Below are 18342 nucleotides of genomic sequence, written 5' to 3'. Positions count from 1 at the left end.
CAGGCTAACCAGAGCAGCTCCAACGTACTCAGCTTACTCCAGTAATTGGATAGTAGCATTTGAAACTCAACATAACCATAATCTTGGACCGCTCGACCGAGCGGTCCTTTTTTATCTGTTCATTTTTTCTTCAACACCCTTTAGAAAATCACCATTAATTCCGATGTATAATATGAAATGTGGTTTAAGCTTTATTATTATAGGGTAACCATGCTTTAGGTGGTGAGACTAAATGGTGATTACAAATAATGTTTCAGCCAACATGATACTGGGACATTTAAATATAAATGTAAAAAATAAATCAAAGGCTACTAAGCAACTGGCATTGGCGGAAAAAATATGTAATGCCGGGGATGATGCTTCTACCTATGCCATATCTGAGAAAATGCGGGTGTCCATACGTGCCTTGAATCAGGCGGATGCCAATGTGCAGAATGGTGCTTCCATGCTGAAGGTGGCAGAGGGAGCCATTCAAAGTCAGATAAATCTCCTTCGCACTGTAAAGGAGCGGGTTATTAATGCCCACAATGATACTAATACTGACGCTGACAGGCTGATTATTCAAAAGGAAATTACAAATTACTACAATGAGATAAATGATATTGCCGCAGAGACTACCTTTAATGGCAAGCATCTTTTATTGGGAACCAAGGTTCAGGAATCGGTAAAAAGCTGGTATAAACTGGACCGTGCAGAAGCACTGGAGGACAGTGATACCCTAGGGCTCATTTCCGGCAGCATTGCCACTTTGGACGGGCAGACAGGGCCGTTTAGTATTTTTGGGGCCTCCACCGACGAGGTGCCAAATGATGGTTATAATGTGAAGACTATCAGCGCAACTGCTATTCCAGGGTATGATAGAGCTGCCACAACTACAGCATCCAAATCCAATCTTCATGCTGGCACACCTAATAAACCTAATAAAATAGAATTAAACTTGGGAGATCATACTAAACGTAGTAGTTTATATGATACTTCTTTTAAAGTGATATATCCCGGCGGTGAAGAAACTTTTGTAATTTCTAATTACAGTGGTCAGCAATACCGAGGAATTGACAGTAGCCACATAATTGATGGCCACGAGCAATCAATAAGCCAGATTGCTTCCCTGATAGCCAGTGTATTGCAAAATATAATGCACGTTAGTTATAGTACTACGACTACCGGTGCAAGAATTATCGAGTTAACCACAGTTGATACGGGTGATAAAACCAACGATATAAGTCAATATAATGTTGTGGGAGTTGCTTTGGCAGGTGGCGATGGTTATACAGCAACCACTGCTTTACCTGCTACTACAGCTGTTGATAATAAACAGACAGGTGAGAATGGCCTTACAGCCCACTGGGACTGGGATTTATCATCCTATAATACCACCAGCTCCAGCACTACAGAAAGCTTTATTTCCCAGCTAGTTGGGAAGGGCTTTTCCCATAGTGGACTTGGTACCACATATGAATTTATTGATTCTGCCAAATCGCCTACCATTGACAGCGTTTCCAAGCTTGACGGGGCCAACGTTATTGATTTGAATGCTGTAAGAAACGCTGTAAGCGGTGGTCAGACATTGGCGGAGGCCTTTGCTAATTTGGTAGTTTCCCGTATGGGGTCAGTGGCAGAGATTGTGAAAAACAGTTCAAATCAGGTAACTGGTATAAAGATTAATGCCACAGTTCCCGGTGATGAGGGTAATGACCAGTACATTTCCTTCAAACAGGGAGATTTGCGGGATTATACCATTGATTTTTCCTCAGTGTTTAGCTCTCAGGGGGCCGGTGGACTGGATGGAAAAGGCTTCAGGTTTTATGATGCCTCCAATCCAAATAAATGGGTGAATGTGCTCTTTGTGGATGGTGTCAATCCAAATGATGATGACCGCCCTGCCAGTGGCACCGGTAATTTGGATATTTCCACATTTGTGGTGGATGTATCCGATGTGACCAGTTTAAAATCCCTTATTTCAACTATTTACAAGGGTGATGGGGATAAAAATCCAGAGGGACTTAATGATTTCTTAAGCCGTACTGGCCAAAATTTCCAGATAGCAGCGGATTATGATAATGGTACCATTACTGTTTATGATACCCGTCGCTATCACGTGCTGGATACTGCCCCACATGCGGCCCAGGGTGCCAAGATTGCCGATGGAATAATGGACAATGTGGTTGAAGATTATCGCTATGTATATGCCAATGATCTGGTTATTCAGCACACAGACAAATCCTCTGCCAATATTCATGTGATTATTCCTCAGACCACCATGGACCACATATTTGGCTATAAAATAGGGGCAGGTTCCCTGGATGATTACAGCGTACTTACCTCGGAAAAGAGAGAAATGCTTCTGGGCTGGGATACACCAACCAAGGTTAGGGGAGCTTTGGACAAGGGATTGCAGTATCTTATTGATGCCAATACCCTTATTGGTGCCCAGATCAATCACATGGAAAATGCGGATGCAAATTTGGTAACGGTTTTAGAGAATACTACGGCTGCCGAATCCGTGATGCGGGATGCAGATATGGCCAAGAGTGCCATGGATTGGGCCAAGTACAATATTTTGTCCCAGGCAACTACGGCGATGCTTAGTCAATTTAATCACAACTCGTCGGATGTACTTGGCTTGTTGCAGTAACAAAATGCTGAGGTTAGGGGTATGTTTGACGTGAAGATTTCCGCAGTGTATATTGCCAAGAATGAGGCACACAATATAGCTCGTTCACTGGATTCCATCAGGGATTCAGTGGACGAGCTTGTTTTGGTTGATACAGGATCTGCCGATGAGACAGTTAAGATTTTTGAGTCTTATGGGGGAAGGGTGTATCATGAAAAATGGGCAGATGATTTTTCTGCTCCCCGTAATATTGCTTTGTCAAAGGCAACGGGGGACTGGATTATCATATTGGATGCAGATGAATCATTTTCCATGGAAACTCGGCAGAATATTAGGGCTGTGCTGGCCCAGGCCTCTGCTGAAACCAATGGCCTGCTGATAAATATGATTAACTATGACAAGGATACGGGAAAGGCTCTGGATGAATTTTACGCCCTGAGGATTGTGCGTAACATACCAGGTCTTAACTATAAGGGCAGAATCCATGAAATGATGTACATAGGTGAAGACTATTTCCATGGATGGCAGCGGGTCAGCCCTCAGCTCTTGACCATTGATCATACGGGTTATACCGCCAGTATTTCACTGGAAAAGAATCAACGAAATATTCGTCTCATGGAGGCGGCCATTTCTGATGGGGAGCCGGCGGAGCGGTATTATACCAACCTTTTTGAGTCCTATTCGGCCCTTGGGAATATGGAAAGGGCATTGTACTACGCCCAGATGGATGTGGCCCGGGGCAGGCAGTCCATAACATACGCCAGCCGCAGCTATCGGGGCTTGATAAGCTATTATGCCAAGGATACCAGTTCAGAGGGTTGCTTAAAGCATCTTCAATGGGTAGAAAAGGCCGTGAAAGACTTTCCGGAGCTGCCGGATTTTCACGCTGAATACAGTGAATGTCTGTATAGGCAAGGAAGATACAGGGAGGCCAAAAGGGAAATAGAGTTGGCCCTGTCCCTGTGCGAAAATTATGATGGCTTGGAGCCATGTCTATTAACACCGGAGATGAAACCATTAATGGAACAGCGGAAACAGGAAATAACCAGACTGGCCGAAAAACAGCCGAAAATAACCATATCGGCCTGTGCCATAGTAAAAAACGAGGAAAATAATATTTATGGCTGGCTGGAAAATGTCAGTGTATTTGCTGATGAAATAATTATAAATGATACGGGTTCTGAGGACAGAACCAAAGAATTTATTGCTAAGTTCAGTGAGGAAAATCCTGATTTGGCCATGGTACTTATTGAGTCCCAGTGGCAGGATGATTTTTCCTTTGCCAAAAATCAATGTCTGGCTGAAGCCACCGGCGACTGGATAGTCTTTACCGATGCGGACGAGACCTTTGTGACACCGGAAAAGGTGCGTTGTGTTATTGGGGAGCAAATAAATGGCAATACCCAGGTTATTATGGTGCCAATGGCCAATGTGGACAGGGACGATAACAACAATATAATAAATACCTTTAGTGTGCCCCGAATTTTCCGCCGTGAAGAAGGCCTTTCCTATGAGGGACGTATCCATGAGATGATTACCATAGGCGGCCGGAGACCGGATAATCTGGCCACAGTCTGGGCTGATAAACGGCTGTTTATGGAGCATACGGGATATTCCACAGGAATTAATGAGAGCAAGGCTCAAAGAAACCTTACGCTATTATTGAAGGATATTGAGGACGGTCAGGATATTGAAAAGCTTTACCAGTATTTGGCAGAAAGCTATTATACTTTGGGCAACTATGCAGAAGCCCTGAACAAGGCCTTGCTGGCTATCCAGTCAGACTATCAGCCTATGGGACATCAGGGGGATATGTATTGGCTGGCCCTGAATGCCATGGAGAAGCTGGATTATTCCCCTGAAGACAAAATGGCCATTGTTGAAGGCGGCATCCGACTTTTGCCTGAGCTGCCGGATTTTTACGCTCGCAAAGGTTCGGTTCAAATGGAAGCCGGAAACTATCACGAAGCAATAAAGTCCTTTAATATGGCTTGGGCTAAAATGGCAAAATACGACGAGGAAGCTGTACATACCAATGCCAGCAACCTAAGATCCATATTGCATCTGCTTTTTGCGGATTGGGGCCGATGCCTGTACAGAACCGGCTATAGTGACATGGCTGAGGAAAAATATCGTGAAGCCCTTAAAATAAATCCTTGGACTGAAACAGCTCTTTGTGGATGGGCAGATATTTACCAGGGACGTACAGCTAAAGACTTTATTGCTTCCCTTGAGGCGATATACGCTGATATTGAAAATAGCCGGGAGTTATTGGCTGATATTTATGCAGTAAACGGTTTTCCTGAACTGGCCGGGTATTTTTTAAAAGTAAAAAAATATTCACTGATTAATGAAAAAGATTACAGTGAAATATATAATAAATCCATGAAGGAAATGGCAGAGATTCTCCCTGCCTTATTTGTGTGTCTGCTGGAAAAATATAATGAGGAATATGTAAAATTGTTGCCGGATAATCTTAAAACACTGGTAAAATATTTACATGGAAAGTCGGTTGACGGTGAAATAAAGGAATGCTTCACAGATTATAGCTCCTTTATGAAAGCCGTAATTGATTTTGGCACCCAGGAGCTTCTGGTGAAATATCTGGGGCTATTGGATTATTTTGCCCCCGATGAGGAAAACAGAGAAAAGCAGCTGTTGGAGGTGGCTGGGCTGCTCCAGAAGAATCATCGGGAAAAAGAGGCCTTGGAGCTTTACCAGCTGTTGCCGGAAGGTTCATCCAAGGCGGATAGTGTTTACTATCAAAATGTGGGCTTCTGCTTGTTCAGGGAAAAAGAGTATGCCAAGGCCTTGGAATACTTCCAGCGGGCAGAGCAAAGTGAGATAGTAAAGTCCTATATCATCTGGTGCCGGGAGGCGATGGAAAATGGCAATTAAGATATCTGCTTGTACCATAACAAAAAATGAAGAGAAAAATTTGCCCAGCTGGCTTAAATGCATGCAGGAGGTGGCAGACGAAATAATTGTGGTGGACACAGGCTCCACCGATGCCACTGTGGATATTGCCCAAAAGGCAGTAGGCAAGGTATATCATTTTAAGTGGATAAATGATTTTGCTGCTGCAAAAAATTATGCCATTGAGCAGGCCACCGGCGACTGGATTTTATTTTTCGATGCAGATGAGACACTCACTACGGCTTCCCGCAAGGTGCTGCGCCATGAGCTGGAAAAGTTTCATAAGGATAAGCAGACAGGCTGTTTGCTGGTTCGGATGCTGGATGTGGATACGGATAATGACAACAGGGTTTTTAATACGGGGATGTTGCCCCGCATTTTTCGCCATACACCTTACATAAGATATTCCGGGGCTATTCATGAACAGGTTACTAACAGCAAGGGTAACCTTAAAATGATTTATGCGGAAAATTTGGAATTTATTCATACCGGTTATTCCCGCAGCATAGTAAAATTAAAGACTGAGCGCAATTTGCCAATAATGCTGTCAGAATTGGAGAAGGCCACCACTGACAAGGACCGTCGTCGTCTCTACCCATATCTTATGGATGCCTATAATACTTTGGGCGACCATGAGAAGGTTCTTTATTATGCCCGGGAATGTATTTCCAATGGTCACAGGATGGTGGGGGCACCGGGACATTTTTACGAAATAATGTCCATGTCCATGTATAATGCAGGAAAATCTTCTAATGAGATATTGGAAACCTTGGAGGAAGCAGAAAAAGCTTTTCCTGATGATCCATTCTTTCATTTCGTAAGATCCATGGTTATGGAGCGGGATGGGGATCTGATAGGTTCGGAAAAGGCGGCAATTCAGGGGTTGAAGCTGCGGCAGGTAATAGAAGAAAAGATAGCCCGGGGCAACGGCGAGCCGGATACCGCCCGGGGCTTCGTTCCTTACGTTTATGAACGGCTGGGGAAATTTAGCGCGTTAAAGCATGATTATAAGAAAGCTGCCGATTATTTTTTGCTGGCCCTGAAATACCATAAAAAACAAACGGATGCTTTGCAGGGGCTGTGTCGTATTTTGACCGGCGTTGATGATGTGGAGCTGATACAGCTGTTAAATTCCGTTTATGACCGGGAAGATGGGGACTATTTGGTTCGTTCCTTAATGGGCCTGGCCAGCAATGGGGTTTTGGCCTATTATGGCAAGACTGTAACAGACTTTAAGGAAGCTTATGTATTTATGGCAGGAGGCCGTTATGACAGCGGAGCTGTCAAGCTGGGGCGACGATTTAAGCAATTGGCCCAGCTGGGGGTATTGAGTGCCCATAATATGGAAAAATACCCGAATGATGGGTATTTGGACGTCCTTTTGGGCAGGGAATATAAGGAAAAACTGCTGAATAGTAATTCCAGTGTTGGTGCTGTATTGAATAGGTTAAAGGATTATCGTGTAAGATCTGAACTGGATAAGATTAGTTTTCCCACAGATAAAATGCCACTGGTCAGCATAATGATTCCCACCTATAATAGGCCGGAGCTTTTTGAACGGACCCTTATGAGTGCCATAAATCAGAAATATCGAAATGTGGAAATATTGGTAAATGACAACAGTACCAATGATGAAACCCAGACTTTGATGGAGAAATACAGGGGAATAGTAAATCTTCACTATTTTCGCAATAAGGAAGCCAGAACCAAGGCTGAAAATTTTGCTCCCTTTGAAAAACAGGCCAAGGGTCAATACCTTCAGTGGTGTATGGACGATGACCTGCTGGGGGCAGATAAGCTATCAAAAATGGTTCCGGTTCTGCGGGATAATCCGAAGATAAGCCTGGTAACCTCTTTGCGGGGAATAATCGACGAGCATGATGAGCCAACGGAACAGGAGAAGGTTATTTCTTTACCTATACCTGAAGGGGAAGATTATGGGTATTATTATGGGGAGGATTTGGCCGGACAAATGTTACTCACTTCAAAAAATCTTCTTGGTGAACCATCTGCTGTGCTGTTCCGTAGGCAGGATTTGCACCATCACTACTGGCAGGCGGAAGCCAAGGGGTATAAGACTATTTCTGACGTGGCCATGTGGTGTGAGCTTTTGGAGAAAGGTCACTGCATAGTGTTTAAGGATCCTCTCAGTTATTATCGTCGTCACGGAGAACAGGAAGGACAGCGGGGAGAAATAATTTTGCTGAGCCGTCTGGAATGGATGCAGCTCATTACCTCCTACTACGAGCAGGGAATATTTATTAAAGACAGGGAAAGCTACCAAAAGGCCCTGATGGTGCTATATAATGAATATAAGAACAGCTTCCGCGATAACGAATATTTGCAGCAGGCGGAAAATTTTGCGGCCTACCAGGAAGCAATGGAATTAATTACAAGGTTGGTATAAGGGTATGAATATAAAACAGGGGCAGTCCTTAATGGACAAGATATACAATCTGCTTGATGAGGGGAAACATCAGGAGGCGGACACCTTAGCTATTAAACTGGCTAAGGAGGCAGAGAAAAAAGGGTGGCAGAAGCTGCTGAGCAATGCTCTGGAAATGCGTGTGGCTATTGCCATCGAGCATAACGAGCTGGAGCATGCCCAGATATTGGCGGATAAATTGGCTAAACAACCAACTACGGCCTATGGACTTTTCCTTCAGGCCCGGCTTTTGATGCAGCAGAAGAAAAATCGCCAGGCCTTGGCAATGGGACGGGAGGCTTACGAATACGCCCAGAGTCACGTTGCTTCTACTCCTAAGGTTATGTTTGAAAAGATTTGTAACCTTTTGGCGAAGCTTCTCAGTAATTATGGTGAAACTGCGGAGTCTCTGGACTATTATTGGAAATCAGTGGAGGCGGCTGATACCTTACAGTTAAAAGCTCTGGAATATAGCAACTATTTATATACCCTACATTTTCTTCATAATGAACCACAGGAATATTTTAAGGCCCATGTTGGTTACAATGAGTTATTTAAGGATATTCCAAGGTATGACCATAAGAAAAAATACCAACTGGAAGCAGTAGAGAGAAGACCAGTGGGGAAAATTCGCATAGGATATATTTCCCCAGATTTGCGCTATCATGTGGTGCTTCGCTTCTGCTGGGTAATGCTGGCAAACTACAATAAGGAGCATTTTGAGGTCTATTGCTATCACAATAATCCAAATGAGGATAAATATAGTGAAGAAATTAAGACCATGACTGATAATTGGTGCAATATCAGTGGCATGAGTGCTAAAGATGCGGCAGAGGTTATTTACAAGGATAAAATAGATATACTGGTGGACCTGGCGGGGCATACATCAAATAATCCCCTGATGGTTCTGGCATATAAGCCTGCACCGGTGCAGATCAGCGGCATAGGCTATTTTGCCACCACCGGATTAAAGACGGTGGATTATTTTATTTCAGATAAATATTTGGCTTCGGAAAAGGAATGTTTTGTGGAGGATATTATTACTCTGGACCATTCTCATTTTTGTTATGCTCCTTTGGGAGAGTTGCCGGAAACAAGGGAAGCTCCTTGTGTAGAAAATGGCTATATTACCTTTGGCAGCTTTAATCATGTCCGTAAGGTCAACGATGAGGTGATGAAGCTGTGGACGGATATTTTAAAGGCAGTGCCGAAATCTCACCTTATCCTGAAATGCTCAGTTTTTGATGATGAATACGGCTATGAGCTTTTTGCAGGGAGATTGCAAAAATTCGGCGTTGATATTCAGTCTGAGGAGTGGAAGAATCGCATTGAGCTTCGGGGCTTTTCCTGGGATTATTTAGAGGAATATGGGGATATAGATATTGCTCTGGATACGTTCCCATATCCTGGTGGTGGCACCACCTGTGATGCTCTTTATATGGGGGTGCCGGTTATTACTTTTAGTGGCAACAGTCACGGAGAACGGTTCGGAAGGAGCCTGCTTTCCAATATTGGGTTATCGGAATTTGTAGTTGACAGCAAGCAGGCGTATTTTGATTTGGCTGTGGCTTTGGCTGGAGCTGGAGAAATAATAAATAATCTCCATATTGGATTGCGGAAGATGATGGAAAAATCTCCTTTGATGGACCGAAGGCTGTATATGGAGGAACTGGAATCGGCATATTGTAAAGTGTGGGCTGAATATGTGGCAAAGTTGCCAGATGTGGAGTGCCCATCTGTTAAAGAGGCCCTGAATTATAGCTTTGACTGCTATAAGGCTGAAGATTATGAGAAGGCCGAAGCGTGGTGCCGTCAGGTCATCAAAGGAGATACAGAGAAAAAGTATTTGGTGGAAGCCACCAGCCTTCTAAGTGATATTTTGCAGGGAAAGCTGGATTTTGTGGGTGCCATGAAGGAAAGCAGGCATGCCCTGGATTTGCTGGCCCTGGAGAATGACAAGGGCACCAAGGAATTTCAGCGACGGCTGTGGACCAATTATGCATCCCGAAGCTATAAACTGGGCTTTGTGGATGAAGCGGTGGATGCCTATGAAGAGGCAGCCAATTTTGTGGATAGTGTTAATGGCAAGCTCAATTTAAAAGGCTCAGCTCTTTTGGCTCTTTTGTGCCGGTGTGAAGATGGGGAAGCAGTGAAGGAAAAGCTGAAGGAAATAGAAAGATTGATGGTAGAGATAGGTGGTTCCAAGAGAGAGACCTTGTCTCATGAAGATAGAAAAAATAAAATTCACCTTGCCTATATATCTCCGGATTTTCGTCAGCACGTAATGTTTTCCTTTTATTACACCATGCTCCATGGTTATGACAGGGATAAATTTAAAGTCACATGTATAAGTTTAACAGAGAAGCCTGACGGCTTTACAGAGCATCTAAAAACCTTGGTGGATAATTGGATAGATGCCCCTGAACCTTCATGGCCTAAGCTGTCCAAACAGCTTAAAAAGGAAAAGATAGATATATTGGTAGATTTGGCGGGGCACAGCGCAGATAATGGACTGCCGATCTTTTATGATGGAGTTGCCAAGGTGCAGATTTCCGGCCTGGGATGGATGGAAAGCACAGGACTTGGTTGCGTTGATTCTCTTATTACTGATAAATATATTGACCCGGATTTAAAGAACATAACGGAAAAGCCACTGTATCTTACATCCCAGTTCTGTTATACGGGACGTAATGACGTGGCTGTTTCTAAAGGTACACCATGCAAAGAAAAGGGCTATGTGACTTTTGGCGTGTTTAATCATTATTGCAAATGGACAGATGAAATGCTGTTGGCCTGGAAGGAAATATTGGAAAAGGTGCCTGATTCAAGATTATTGTTAAAGTGCCAGATTCTGGTAAGTCAATCGGCACGGGATTTGGTGTTGGATAGGCTTAATAAGCTGGGATTGGATACGGGCAGAATTATTTTGGAGCCGGCAACTAATACTTATATGAATCGATATTTGGATGTGGATATTGCCTTGGACACCTATCCTTATCCGGGTGGTGGCACCACCTGTGATGCCCTTTACATGGGAGTACCAGTAGTCAGCAGATATGGAACTAGGCGAGGCTCCCGATTCGGTCTGAGCATTTTAAATAATACCGGGCTGGGAGAGTTGGCAGTTTCCAATGTGAAGGATTACATTGACAGAGCCGTGGGCTTGGCCGGTGATGTGGAGCTTCTGGATGTACTCCATAAAAATTTGCGGAGCATGATGCAATCCCACCCTATAATGGACAGCAAAAAATATATAAATGAGCTGGAAGAAGCATATTTGGCTTTCCTTGCAGGAAAATAAGGATTTAAGTGGAAATTAAATATAGTTAGAGAATTTATAATGACAGGGGGAAGTTATAATGAGCAGCTTTAAGCATAAAATAAACAATAAGAGGAAAAAGCAACAGGAAAGCATTGCATTGAAGGAATTGGTAGATCTGAAAAAGCAGATGAAGGAACAGTTTGATGCGGGAAAATACGTGGATGCTATGGACACCATGGCGGAGATTGCTGAGCATAAAAAAATGGACCCTGAGATTATGTTTATGGGTGCTACATGCTATTTCATGACTGGGGACACAGAGCGAGCCACTAAATGGATAAATAACACTCTGGCCTATGACCCGCAGAATGTAGGGGCCAGAATCCTGCTTGGTCGTATTTGCTTCACAGAGAACAAGGAGGAGGAAGGCTTTGAGGTTTTGAACTTCGTGGTGGATAATCAGCAGGGAGCCATGTCTGAAAAGAATAAAGAACAGTTAATGGAAATACTGAAATACTGTAATGATAACATGAGTGAGGATATGGAAAAGTATCCTTCACTGGTGGAATATTTTAAAGCCAATGGGGGCGAAAATATGCCTACATTGTTGGCCCAGGTACCAGCAGGTGAAGCTGCTGGAAATGGCGGGGCAAGTAAGGCAAAGGCTGCAGTGGATCGTCTGAAGGAGCTGCTGCACAAGAGCAAAGGGCAGAAGGCAGACAAGCAGCCATTGCAGGAGAAAACTAAGGTTAATGAGCCAGCAAATGAAGCTATCCCTACAACTGTACCCGAGGTTAAAATAGCTCAAACTACTGCTGTCAAGGAAGGAGCTGAGTCAGCGACGGAATTCATGAATAAGGTGATGAGCAGCAATATATCATTGAGGGAAAAAATTCAGAGCCTTAACAACTACGCCTCCGGACTTTATTTGAATGATGATTATGACGGGGCACTAAAGCTCTTAAAGACGGCATTGGAAATTGATAACCGCGACCCATTTGTGTTACGGAATATTGCTTATGTTTGTGTGGCAATGAAGGACAAGGAAAAAGCCCTGGCTTTTGCCAAGACTTTGCCAATGATGGATTTTGGCTTGTTGAAGGCCATAAAGGGTCATTGCCATGAATAAGGGAATTAAGATTTTGGTATATGTAACCAGTATGGGACATCCATCTATGAAGCGGATTACCAATGATATCCTTCAGGGATTTTCCCAGTTGGGTTATAAAGTGGTGCTGGCGGATTTAAATGATGGCTCATCAATGCTGGGAGCCCGGCATTTACTTTTGAATGGGGAGATAGCCTGTAGCGTTGGTGTGAATTATAGTGCCAGGACAATGGTGGATACAGATGAACGCTGCGTATATGAGTATTTGGATACGCCCTTCGTGTCCATTATGCTGGATGCTCCCTACAATGTTGCCACTGGGGATATTGGTTTCCCTTGCAAAAATCATTTTGTATGTGTATTGGATAAAACCCATTTGGAGGCACTTAAACTGTGCTATCCTGACAAAAAGTTTGCAGGAAGCATGCTGCTGCCACTGGGAGGGAGCAGCAGTGAACATGAGGAGGATATTTTTAGTTCCGAAAGGCCTCTGGATGTAGTATATAGTGCGGCCCTGTATAAGGGGGGCACCTTTGAGCCGGGCTGGCACGAATATGAACAGAATCCCTATATTATAGGCATATTGGATGATGTGGCAGGTTATATGCTGTCAAATCCTGTAAGTACCCTAACTGCCTTGCGGGCAGTGCTTGAGTCCAGAGGCTTGTATGGGGATGATTATGTTCAGAAGATGACCCCACATCTTTTCAGCCTGTTCCACTTTGTAAAGCATCGTCGGCGGTATAATGCCATGGAAATTCTTGCCAAGGAGGATATTCCCGTGGAGGTGTACGGCAAGGGGTGGGAAAGTGTTCCCTTTGCCAACAAACTGAATCTCCACGGGGAGGTGGATTATGAGGAAGTGCTGGAGGCATTTTCCAAGGCCAAGGTGGTTTTTCAGGATCAGGCTGAATACAATAACGGAGGTCATGACAGAATATTTACGGCAATGTTGCACGGTGCAGCGGTGGTCAGCGAATACAGCACCTATTTGGCAGAAAAGTTTGAGGTCAATAAGGACATTTTCCTTTTTGACTGGAAAAATACCGCCAGTCAGCTGCAGATAGTAAAAGAATTGCTTAATAATGAATCACTGCGCCTCTCCACTGCCATAAGTGCCTATGGCAAGGCCAGCGCAAACCATCGCTGGGTGAACAGGGCTGCGGGCATTATGGAAATGGTTTCTGTTTTGGGAAGATGATTAGTTATATCCCAGCTCAGTTACAGGCAATTCCTTTATTCTCAGCCGTTGCTTCATCAGCCACGGCATCAGCAGTGCTTCCCCCATGAAGCCAATGACGCGGCTATGGGGTGGCTCTGCTATCTGAGTGAAATCGATGCGGTTGGCAGCTTCCAATACTATTGGGAACAGCCAGCTGCAATAAGCGTCAAATACGTGACGATGGGTGATGAACATATTGAAGGCATGGCCGGAGTTGTGACGGGACAAGGCAAATAAAAAGGCCTCTTCATAGTCTGGCGCAACCTTCCTTATAACTTCCAGAAAAATTTTCTTGATGGCTTCGTAGAAGTCGTAGCCAAAAAATTTTCTGAAGCAGTCCTCAGTATTTCCGTAAGGAACACTGCGGCGAAGAATAATATCATGGTTTCTTAATAATTGTTTAATTTTTTGTTCGTCAAGAAAGCTGTGGCTATCTGAAATATAGCTGTCGGCCTTTTCATTTACAAAAAATCTATGATAGTGGGCGGTGCCGATAATCTCAGATGTTGTATTTTTCCACATCCAGTAAATGGCAGTAAGCTCATTGATATAAGGATTTAAAAAGGAAATATTTTCCTTTGTATCATCTCCGGGGAGACCAAAGCCTTCACCGCCATTTTTTCCTGCATGGATAGGGTGATAGATGGGTGGAAGTTTTGGCAGATTGTAAGGTTTATGGCATATAACAAAGATTTCTGTGTCCTGCTTGTTATATTCCAACAGGAGCCATGAAGTGTTTTGTGCCTGCAACCATTTGGCGTTTAAATTTAGGGCTGCATAATCCAGATTTTTTAGGGCTTTATGAGCCAGAGAATTTGTTTCAACCTGAATAAGGGCATATTTCCAGGAGCCATAGGTGGTGTTAATGAGCTGGATATAGTCATCCGTTTGGCGGATTTTCATTATAAGAAGCATATCAAAGTGCTGGAGCAAGATATCATCCAGTTTATGAAATGTCCTACTGTAGATATTGTCCCATATTGGCCAATAATCCCCGGTCTCAATGCCAATAAGCTCCAAGTCCTTTGGTATTGGCAGATTATAGGGTTTTAATTCAGCATAGTGGGTACGGTTTCGGGTGGTGCTGACACCGTCTGCAAAATATAAATCCACATCAAGAAGGCTATGGATATTTTGGTCCTTTATAATTTTCAGAAGCGACTGTTCGTCATCCACGTTGTACTCCACTTTATTGCGGATATGGTAAATATAGGTGTCATAGGAAATAATTTTAAATTGGGGGATTTGAGCCAGGGCACAGGCCTTATAAATTTTGTTAAACTGGCTTGTGTCGGTTATGATAACGAAATCAAAGGCTGTTTTTCCAAGCTGTTCAACAGTTACCACCGGAAGCTGCCGGCCATTTAATTCAATTTTTGGGGGTGTTGATTTGTCAAGGGAAAGGGTTCCAACAGCAACGATGGTTTCCTGTGACCAATCATCAATGTGAAGTTCATTCCCAAGTCCAAAAAGGGCGATTTTCCTGCTCATGGTATTATCTCCTTTGTAATACCTCATCCGGCTCGCTTGCTCGCCACCTTCCCCAGAGGGGAAGGCTGGGTGATGAGGTTGTTAGATTTATCTTACTAGAGCCTTGTGGAAAAGGCAAGAAAGAGGTTTTATATGCACAAGTATCCTTTATTTTATTTTTCCATAAGAAAGGACAGTATAATGCCTGATCAAATCGAGCGGCTGCTGCTGTTTGAAAAGGCTGTTGGTGATGTTAAGCAGGAAACTGGAGTTGCCGGGCTGAAATTTGATTTTAATGCAGGGGCCAGGGTAGAGGTTCCTGCCGGAAACTGGCATATAAAAGTATCAGATTTTGATACTGGCATGGTGGGGTTTGATGGGGAAATTTCTGAACAAGTGCTGATTTCTCTGGAGAAATACTATGTTCATTGGTATATAGAAGCTTGGCTTGACGGGGAAAAGGTTTTTGAGCATTTGCAGGATTTGAACAATCAGAAATTATATATATTTATGGTAAATGGTGTGCTGGGAGATACTGTTTCCGTTTTGCCTTATGTAAAAATGCTGCAAGATAAATATCATGCGGATATTACATTGTTTCCCCCAGACAGCTTTAGGGATTTGTGCGGTGAATATTTGCCGGGGGTGACGGTGCAGACTGAAATCCCGGATGATTGCTATGCCTCATATTGTTTGGCTGTATTTGACTATCCACCATATCTTATACCAGATGATTCCCGCCAATGGCCACCATTTCGTTCAGCCCAGGTCATATTGGGACTCCATGAAAAGGCGGAGGATATTCATTATTATCCAACGGCACCCCGGGAAATACAGGAAAAATACGTATGCATTGCCGTTCAGGCTTCCGGCATAATGAAGCGGTGGCTATATCCCGAGGGTTGGGATATTGTGGTGGAATATTTAAAGAGTCTGGGATATCGGGTGTTGTGTATTGATGCCTATGTGGCAGAGATAGAGCGGGGCTATGAGGTGAGAAAACCGGACGGGGCTGAGGATTTTACTGGGCGGAAACCACTGATGGAACGTATAAATTTATTGGCTTACGCTGACTTTTTTATAGGTCTGGGCAGTGGACTCTCCTGGCTGGCCCATGCCTGCGGAATCCCAGTGGTGCTGATTAGCGGATTCAGCTTGCCTATTGCTGAATTTGACACACCATATCGTATATACAACCAGTATGTTTGTCATGGATGCTACAATGATTTAAAGGTCAGATGGAAGGATGGATGCCCGTATCATCTGGGGACCGACAGAGAGTTTGAATGCAGCAAGGCCATAACACCATTACAGGTGGTACAGGCCATTGAGCGCCTTATGGATGATAACGGACTGGAGGCCAATTAATGAATTTGAAGACCAGTATAGTAATTTTAAATTACAATACAATAGATTTTATTCAGGCCTGTGTGGAGAGTATTCGGGCTTTTACCCAGGAGGGGCACTATGAAATTATAATAGTGGATAATGGATCCAAAGACGGTTCCGTGGAATGGCTGAAGGAGCAGGAAGACCTAAAATGCATTTTTAACCAGGAAAACGTGGGCTTTCCAAAAGGGTGTAATCAGGGGATGGAGATTGCTACTGGAACGGAGATAATGCTGCTGAATAGTGATGTTATCGTGACACCCCGTTGGCATGAGCAGATGATAAAGGCTCTTTATAGCAGTGAAGATGTGGGAGCAGTGAGCTGCGTGACCAGTGCATGCTCTAACTTTCAGCAGATTCCTGTGCCATACAAAACTATGGATATAGATGTGTTGCTGGATTTTGCCGAAAAATATAATCACAGCAATCCTTCCTTATGGACCATGCATTTTACCTTGGTGGGGTTTTGTCTTATGTTCAGACGAAAAATTTACGACGATTTGGGAGGTCTGGATGAGCGGTTTACCCCTGGAAATTACGAAGATGATGACTATTGCTTCCGTATAATGAAAGAGGGATATAAGCTTCTACTGTGCCGTGATACGTTTATTCATCATTATGGCAATGGGACCTTCGTTAAAAAAAGGACTCCAGAGGAGGAAAGAGCTCATACTGAAAAGTTTAATGCTCTGTTAAGGAGAAATTTTACCTATTTTAAGGAAAAATGGCAGCTGCGGGATAATAAATATAAAGATTATTCAGAGGCGTTATTTGCATTGGGAGATTATCTCAAGGACCATCAGCGGGTGCTTATTGTGGCCAGAAATCGATTGGCGTATATTTGTTACTTAATGTTTCAGAGGAAAAATCTGGAAATTGACTATCTGACGGACAATCAACTGGATTATGATTTAATGCATCATCATTGCAATATTAAGTTATGTGATGATTTGCTTAAAGGGGCCAGGAATCTCGGGGGAAAGTATAAGGCCGTGCTGATATCAAATACAATACTGGATTACCCCGATTATTCAAGGTTAAAGGACTTGCTGGTTGAACACTGTGATGGGGCATTGGTGGAAGAAGAGCCCTACAGGCAGGCATAATAGAAATGATAAGGCATTGATAATAAGAGTTTAAAAAGTGAAGGGGATAAATATGATTGACAGATTTTCTCTGTTGTATGGAGCGGGTACAAGAACGGTAAGTTTTGCCAAAGAACAAGGAATAGTTGCAGCAACAGTGGGAGATGGTTCCTATGTAGGGGATGCCAGTGCTGAATATGGTAGCACAAAATGTCATGTGCTGATAGGACGATATAGCTCCATAGCTCACAGGGTGACCTTTGAGGTGGGGCTTAATCACGATTACCGCTATGCCACAACCTACCCTTTTGATGACATAAAGATAAATGATCCTGTTAATATAAATCATTTTGATGAGGCCAATAAAAATCAGATTGTTATTGGCAATGATGTGTGGATTGGCTGTGATGTTATTATATTGGGAGGGGTGCATATTGGTAACGGGGCGGTGATTGGTGCCGGAGCCGTTGTGGCCAAGGATGTACCGCCTTATTCCATTGTGGTGGGCAATCCTGCCAGGGTCATCAAATATCGTTTTGAGCCGGAGGTTATTCAGCGGCTGCAAAAAATCAAGTGGTGGTACTGGCCAGCAGAACAGATAAAGGCCAAGTATCCATTGATGAAGGACATGGATCGTTTTCTGGCAGAAAGCAAGGACTTGAACATTGATGATAATGCGGATGAGACGGTTCAGGCGTTGCAGGCTTTAAAAGAAGATGGCTACTACATTTACTATATGGTGGCGGACTTTAACATATCTGATCCGGTGTGGCGCAGTGTCCTAAAGGAATATTTGAATAATTTCTCCGACGATAATAAGTTATTGCTGGTGGTGGAAATAATAGGACAAG

10 protein-coding genes are annotated in these 18342 nt (G+C 43.6%); 9 read left to right on the top strand and 1 reads right to left on the bottom strand.

Translation table 11 applies throughout. The features are described 5' to 3' along the window. Positions 1-232: 232 nt before the first annotated feature. From Q0Y54_RS05745 to Q0Y54_RS05720, 6 genes are read left to right on the top strand one after another with little or no spacing between them, the layout of a single operon-like run. Positions 233-2635, top strand: coding sequence for a flagellin (locus tag Q0Y54_RS05745; protein ID WP_297965185.1), 2403 nt, complete (start codon positions 233-235; stop codon positions 2633-2635). A 21-nt stretch (positions 2636-2656) separates the two neighbouring features. Then, positions 2657-5512, top strand: coding sequence for a glycosyltransferase (locus Q0Y54_RS05740; protein ID WP_297965183.1), 2856 nt, complete (start codon positions 2657-2659; stop codon positions 5510-5512). After that, entirely contained in the window at positions 5502-7937 is a 2436-nt protein-coding gene (locus tag Q0Y54_RS05735) for a glycosyltransferase (RefSeq protein WP_297965181.1), read from the top strand. Before Q0Y54_RS05740 ends, Q0Y54_RS05735 begins: the two co-directional genes overlap by 11 nt. Before the next feature lie 4 nt (positions 7938-7941). Next, positions 7942-11256: a hypothetical protein gene (locus Q0Y54_RS05730; RefSeq protein WP_297965179.1), complete on the top strand. Its 3315-nt coding sequence runs from the start codon at positions 7942-7944 to the stop codon at positions 11254-11256. Positions 11257-11314: 58 nt separating this feature from the next. After that, positions 11315-12346, top strand: coding sequence for a tetratricopeptide repeat protein (locus Q0Y54_RS05725; RefSeq protein ID WP_297965177.1), 1032 nt, complete (start codon positions 11315-11317; stop codon positions 12344-12346). Continuing rightward, positions 12339-13526, top strand: a complete 1188-nt coding sequence (locus tag Q0Y54_RS05720) for a glycosyltransferase (RefSeq protein WP_297965175.1) — start codon at positions 12339-12341, stop codon at positions 13524-13526. The genes Q0Y54_RS05725 and Q0Y54_RS05720 overlap by 8 nt, the downstream gene beginning before the upstream one ends. On the opposite strand, the gene Q0Y54_RS05715 is transcribed toward Q0Y54_RS05720, so the two are convergent. Then, positions 13527-15038, bottom strand: a complete 1512-nt coding sequence (locus Q0Y54_RS05715) for a DUF4422 domain-containing protein (protein ID WP_027407461.1) — start codon at positions 15036-15038, stop codon at positions 13527-13529. 180 nt (positions 15039-15218) lie between these two features. Between Q0Y54_RS05715 and Q0Y54_RS05710 the strand changes: the two genes are divergently transcribed. The 3 genes from Q0Y54_RS05710 to Q0Y54_RS05700 form a co-directional block, all read left to right on the top strand. Continuing rightward, the gene (locus Q0Y54_RS05710; RefSeq protein WP_297965172.1) at positions 15219-16385 is read left to right on the top strand and encodes an autotransporter strand-loop-strand O-heptosyltransferase; all 1167 of its coding nucleotides are present in this window, start codon (positions 15219-15221) and stop codon (positions 16383-16385) included. Beyond that, entirely contained in the window at positions 16385-17512 is a 1128-nt protein-coding gene (locus tag Q0Y54_RS05705; RefSeq protein ID WP_297965170.1) for a glycosyltransferase family 2 protein, read from the top strand. Before Q0Y54_RS05710 ends, Q0Y54_RS05705 begins: the two co-directional genes overlap by 1 nt. 52 nt (positions 17513-17564) lie before the next feature. After that, positions 17565-18342, top strand: a 778-nt coding sequence (locus Q0Y54_RS05700) for a CatB-related O-acetyltransferase (protein WP_297965168.1), incomplete at its 3' end; no start/stop codon positions are given.

Origin of the sequence: uncultured Anaerovibrio sp. (assembly GCF_947302755.1) — a bacterium.
Taxonomy (GTDB): Bacteria; Bacillota; Negativicutes; order Selenomonadales; family Selenomonadaceae; genus Anaerovibrio.
Note: the sequence above shows the minus strand (reverse complement) of the source record. Positions and strands in the feature narration are given on the sequence as shown.

Coding starts and splice junctions, on each gene's coding strand:
- Q0Y54_RS05745 (WP_297965185.1), top strand. CDS start 233: ATGGTGATTACAAATAATGTTTCAGCCAACATGATACTGGGACATTTA.
- Q0Y54_RS05740 (WP_297965183.1), top strand. CDS start 2,657: ATGTTTGACGTGAAGATTTCCGCAGTGTATATTGCCAAGAATGAGGCA.
- Q0Y54_RS05735 (WP_297965181.1), top strand. CDS start 5,502: ATGGCAATTAAGATATCTGCTTGTACCATAACAAAAAATGAAGAGAAA.
- Q0Y54_RS05730 (WP_297965179.1), top strand. CDS start 7,942: ATGAATATAAAACAGGGGCAGTCCTTAATGGACAAGATATACAATCTG.
- Q0Y54_RS05725 (WP_297965177.1), top strand. CDS start 11,315: ATGAGCAGCTTTAAGCATAAAATAAACAATAAGAGGAAAAAGCAACAG.
- Q0Y54_RS05720 (WP_297965175.1), top strand. CDS start 12,339: ATGAATAAGGGAATTAAGATTTTGGTATATGTAACCAGTATGGGACAT.
- Q0Y54_RS05715 (WP_027407461.1), bottom strand. CDS start 15,038: ATGAGCAGGAAAATCGCCCTTTTTGGACTTGGGAATGAACTTCACATT.
- Q0Y54_RS05710 (WP_297965172.1), top strand. CDS start 15,219: ATGCCTGATCAAATCGAGCGGCTGCTGCTGTTTGAAAAGGCTGTTGGT.
- Q0Y54_RS05705 (WP_297965170.1), top strand. CDS start 16,385: ATGAATTTGAAGACCAGTATAGTAATTTTAAATTACAATACAATAGAT.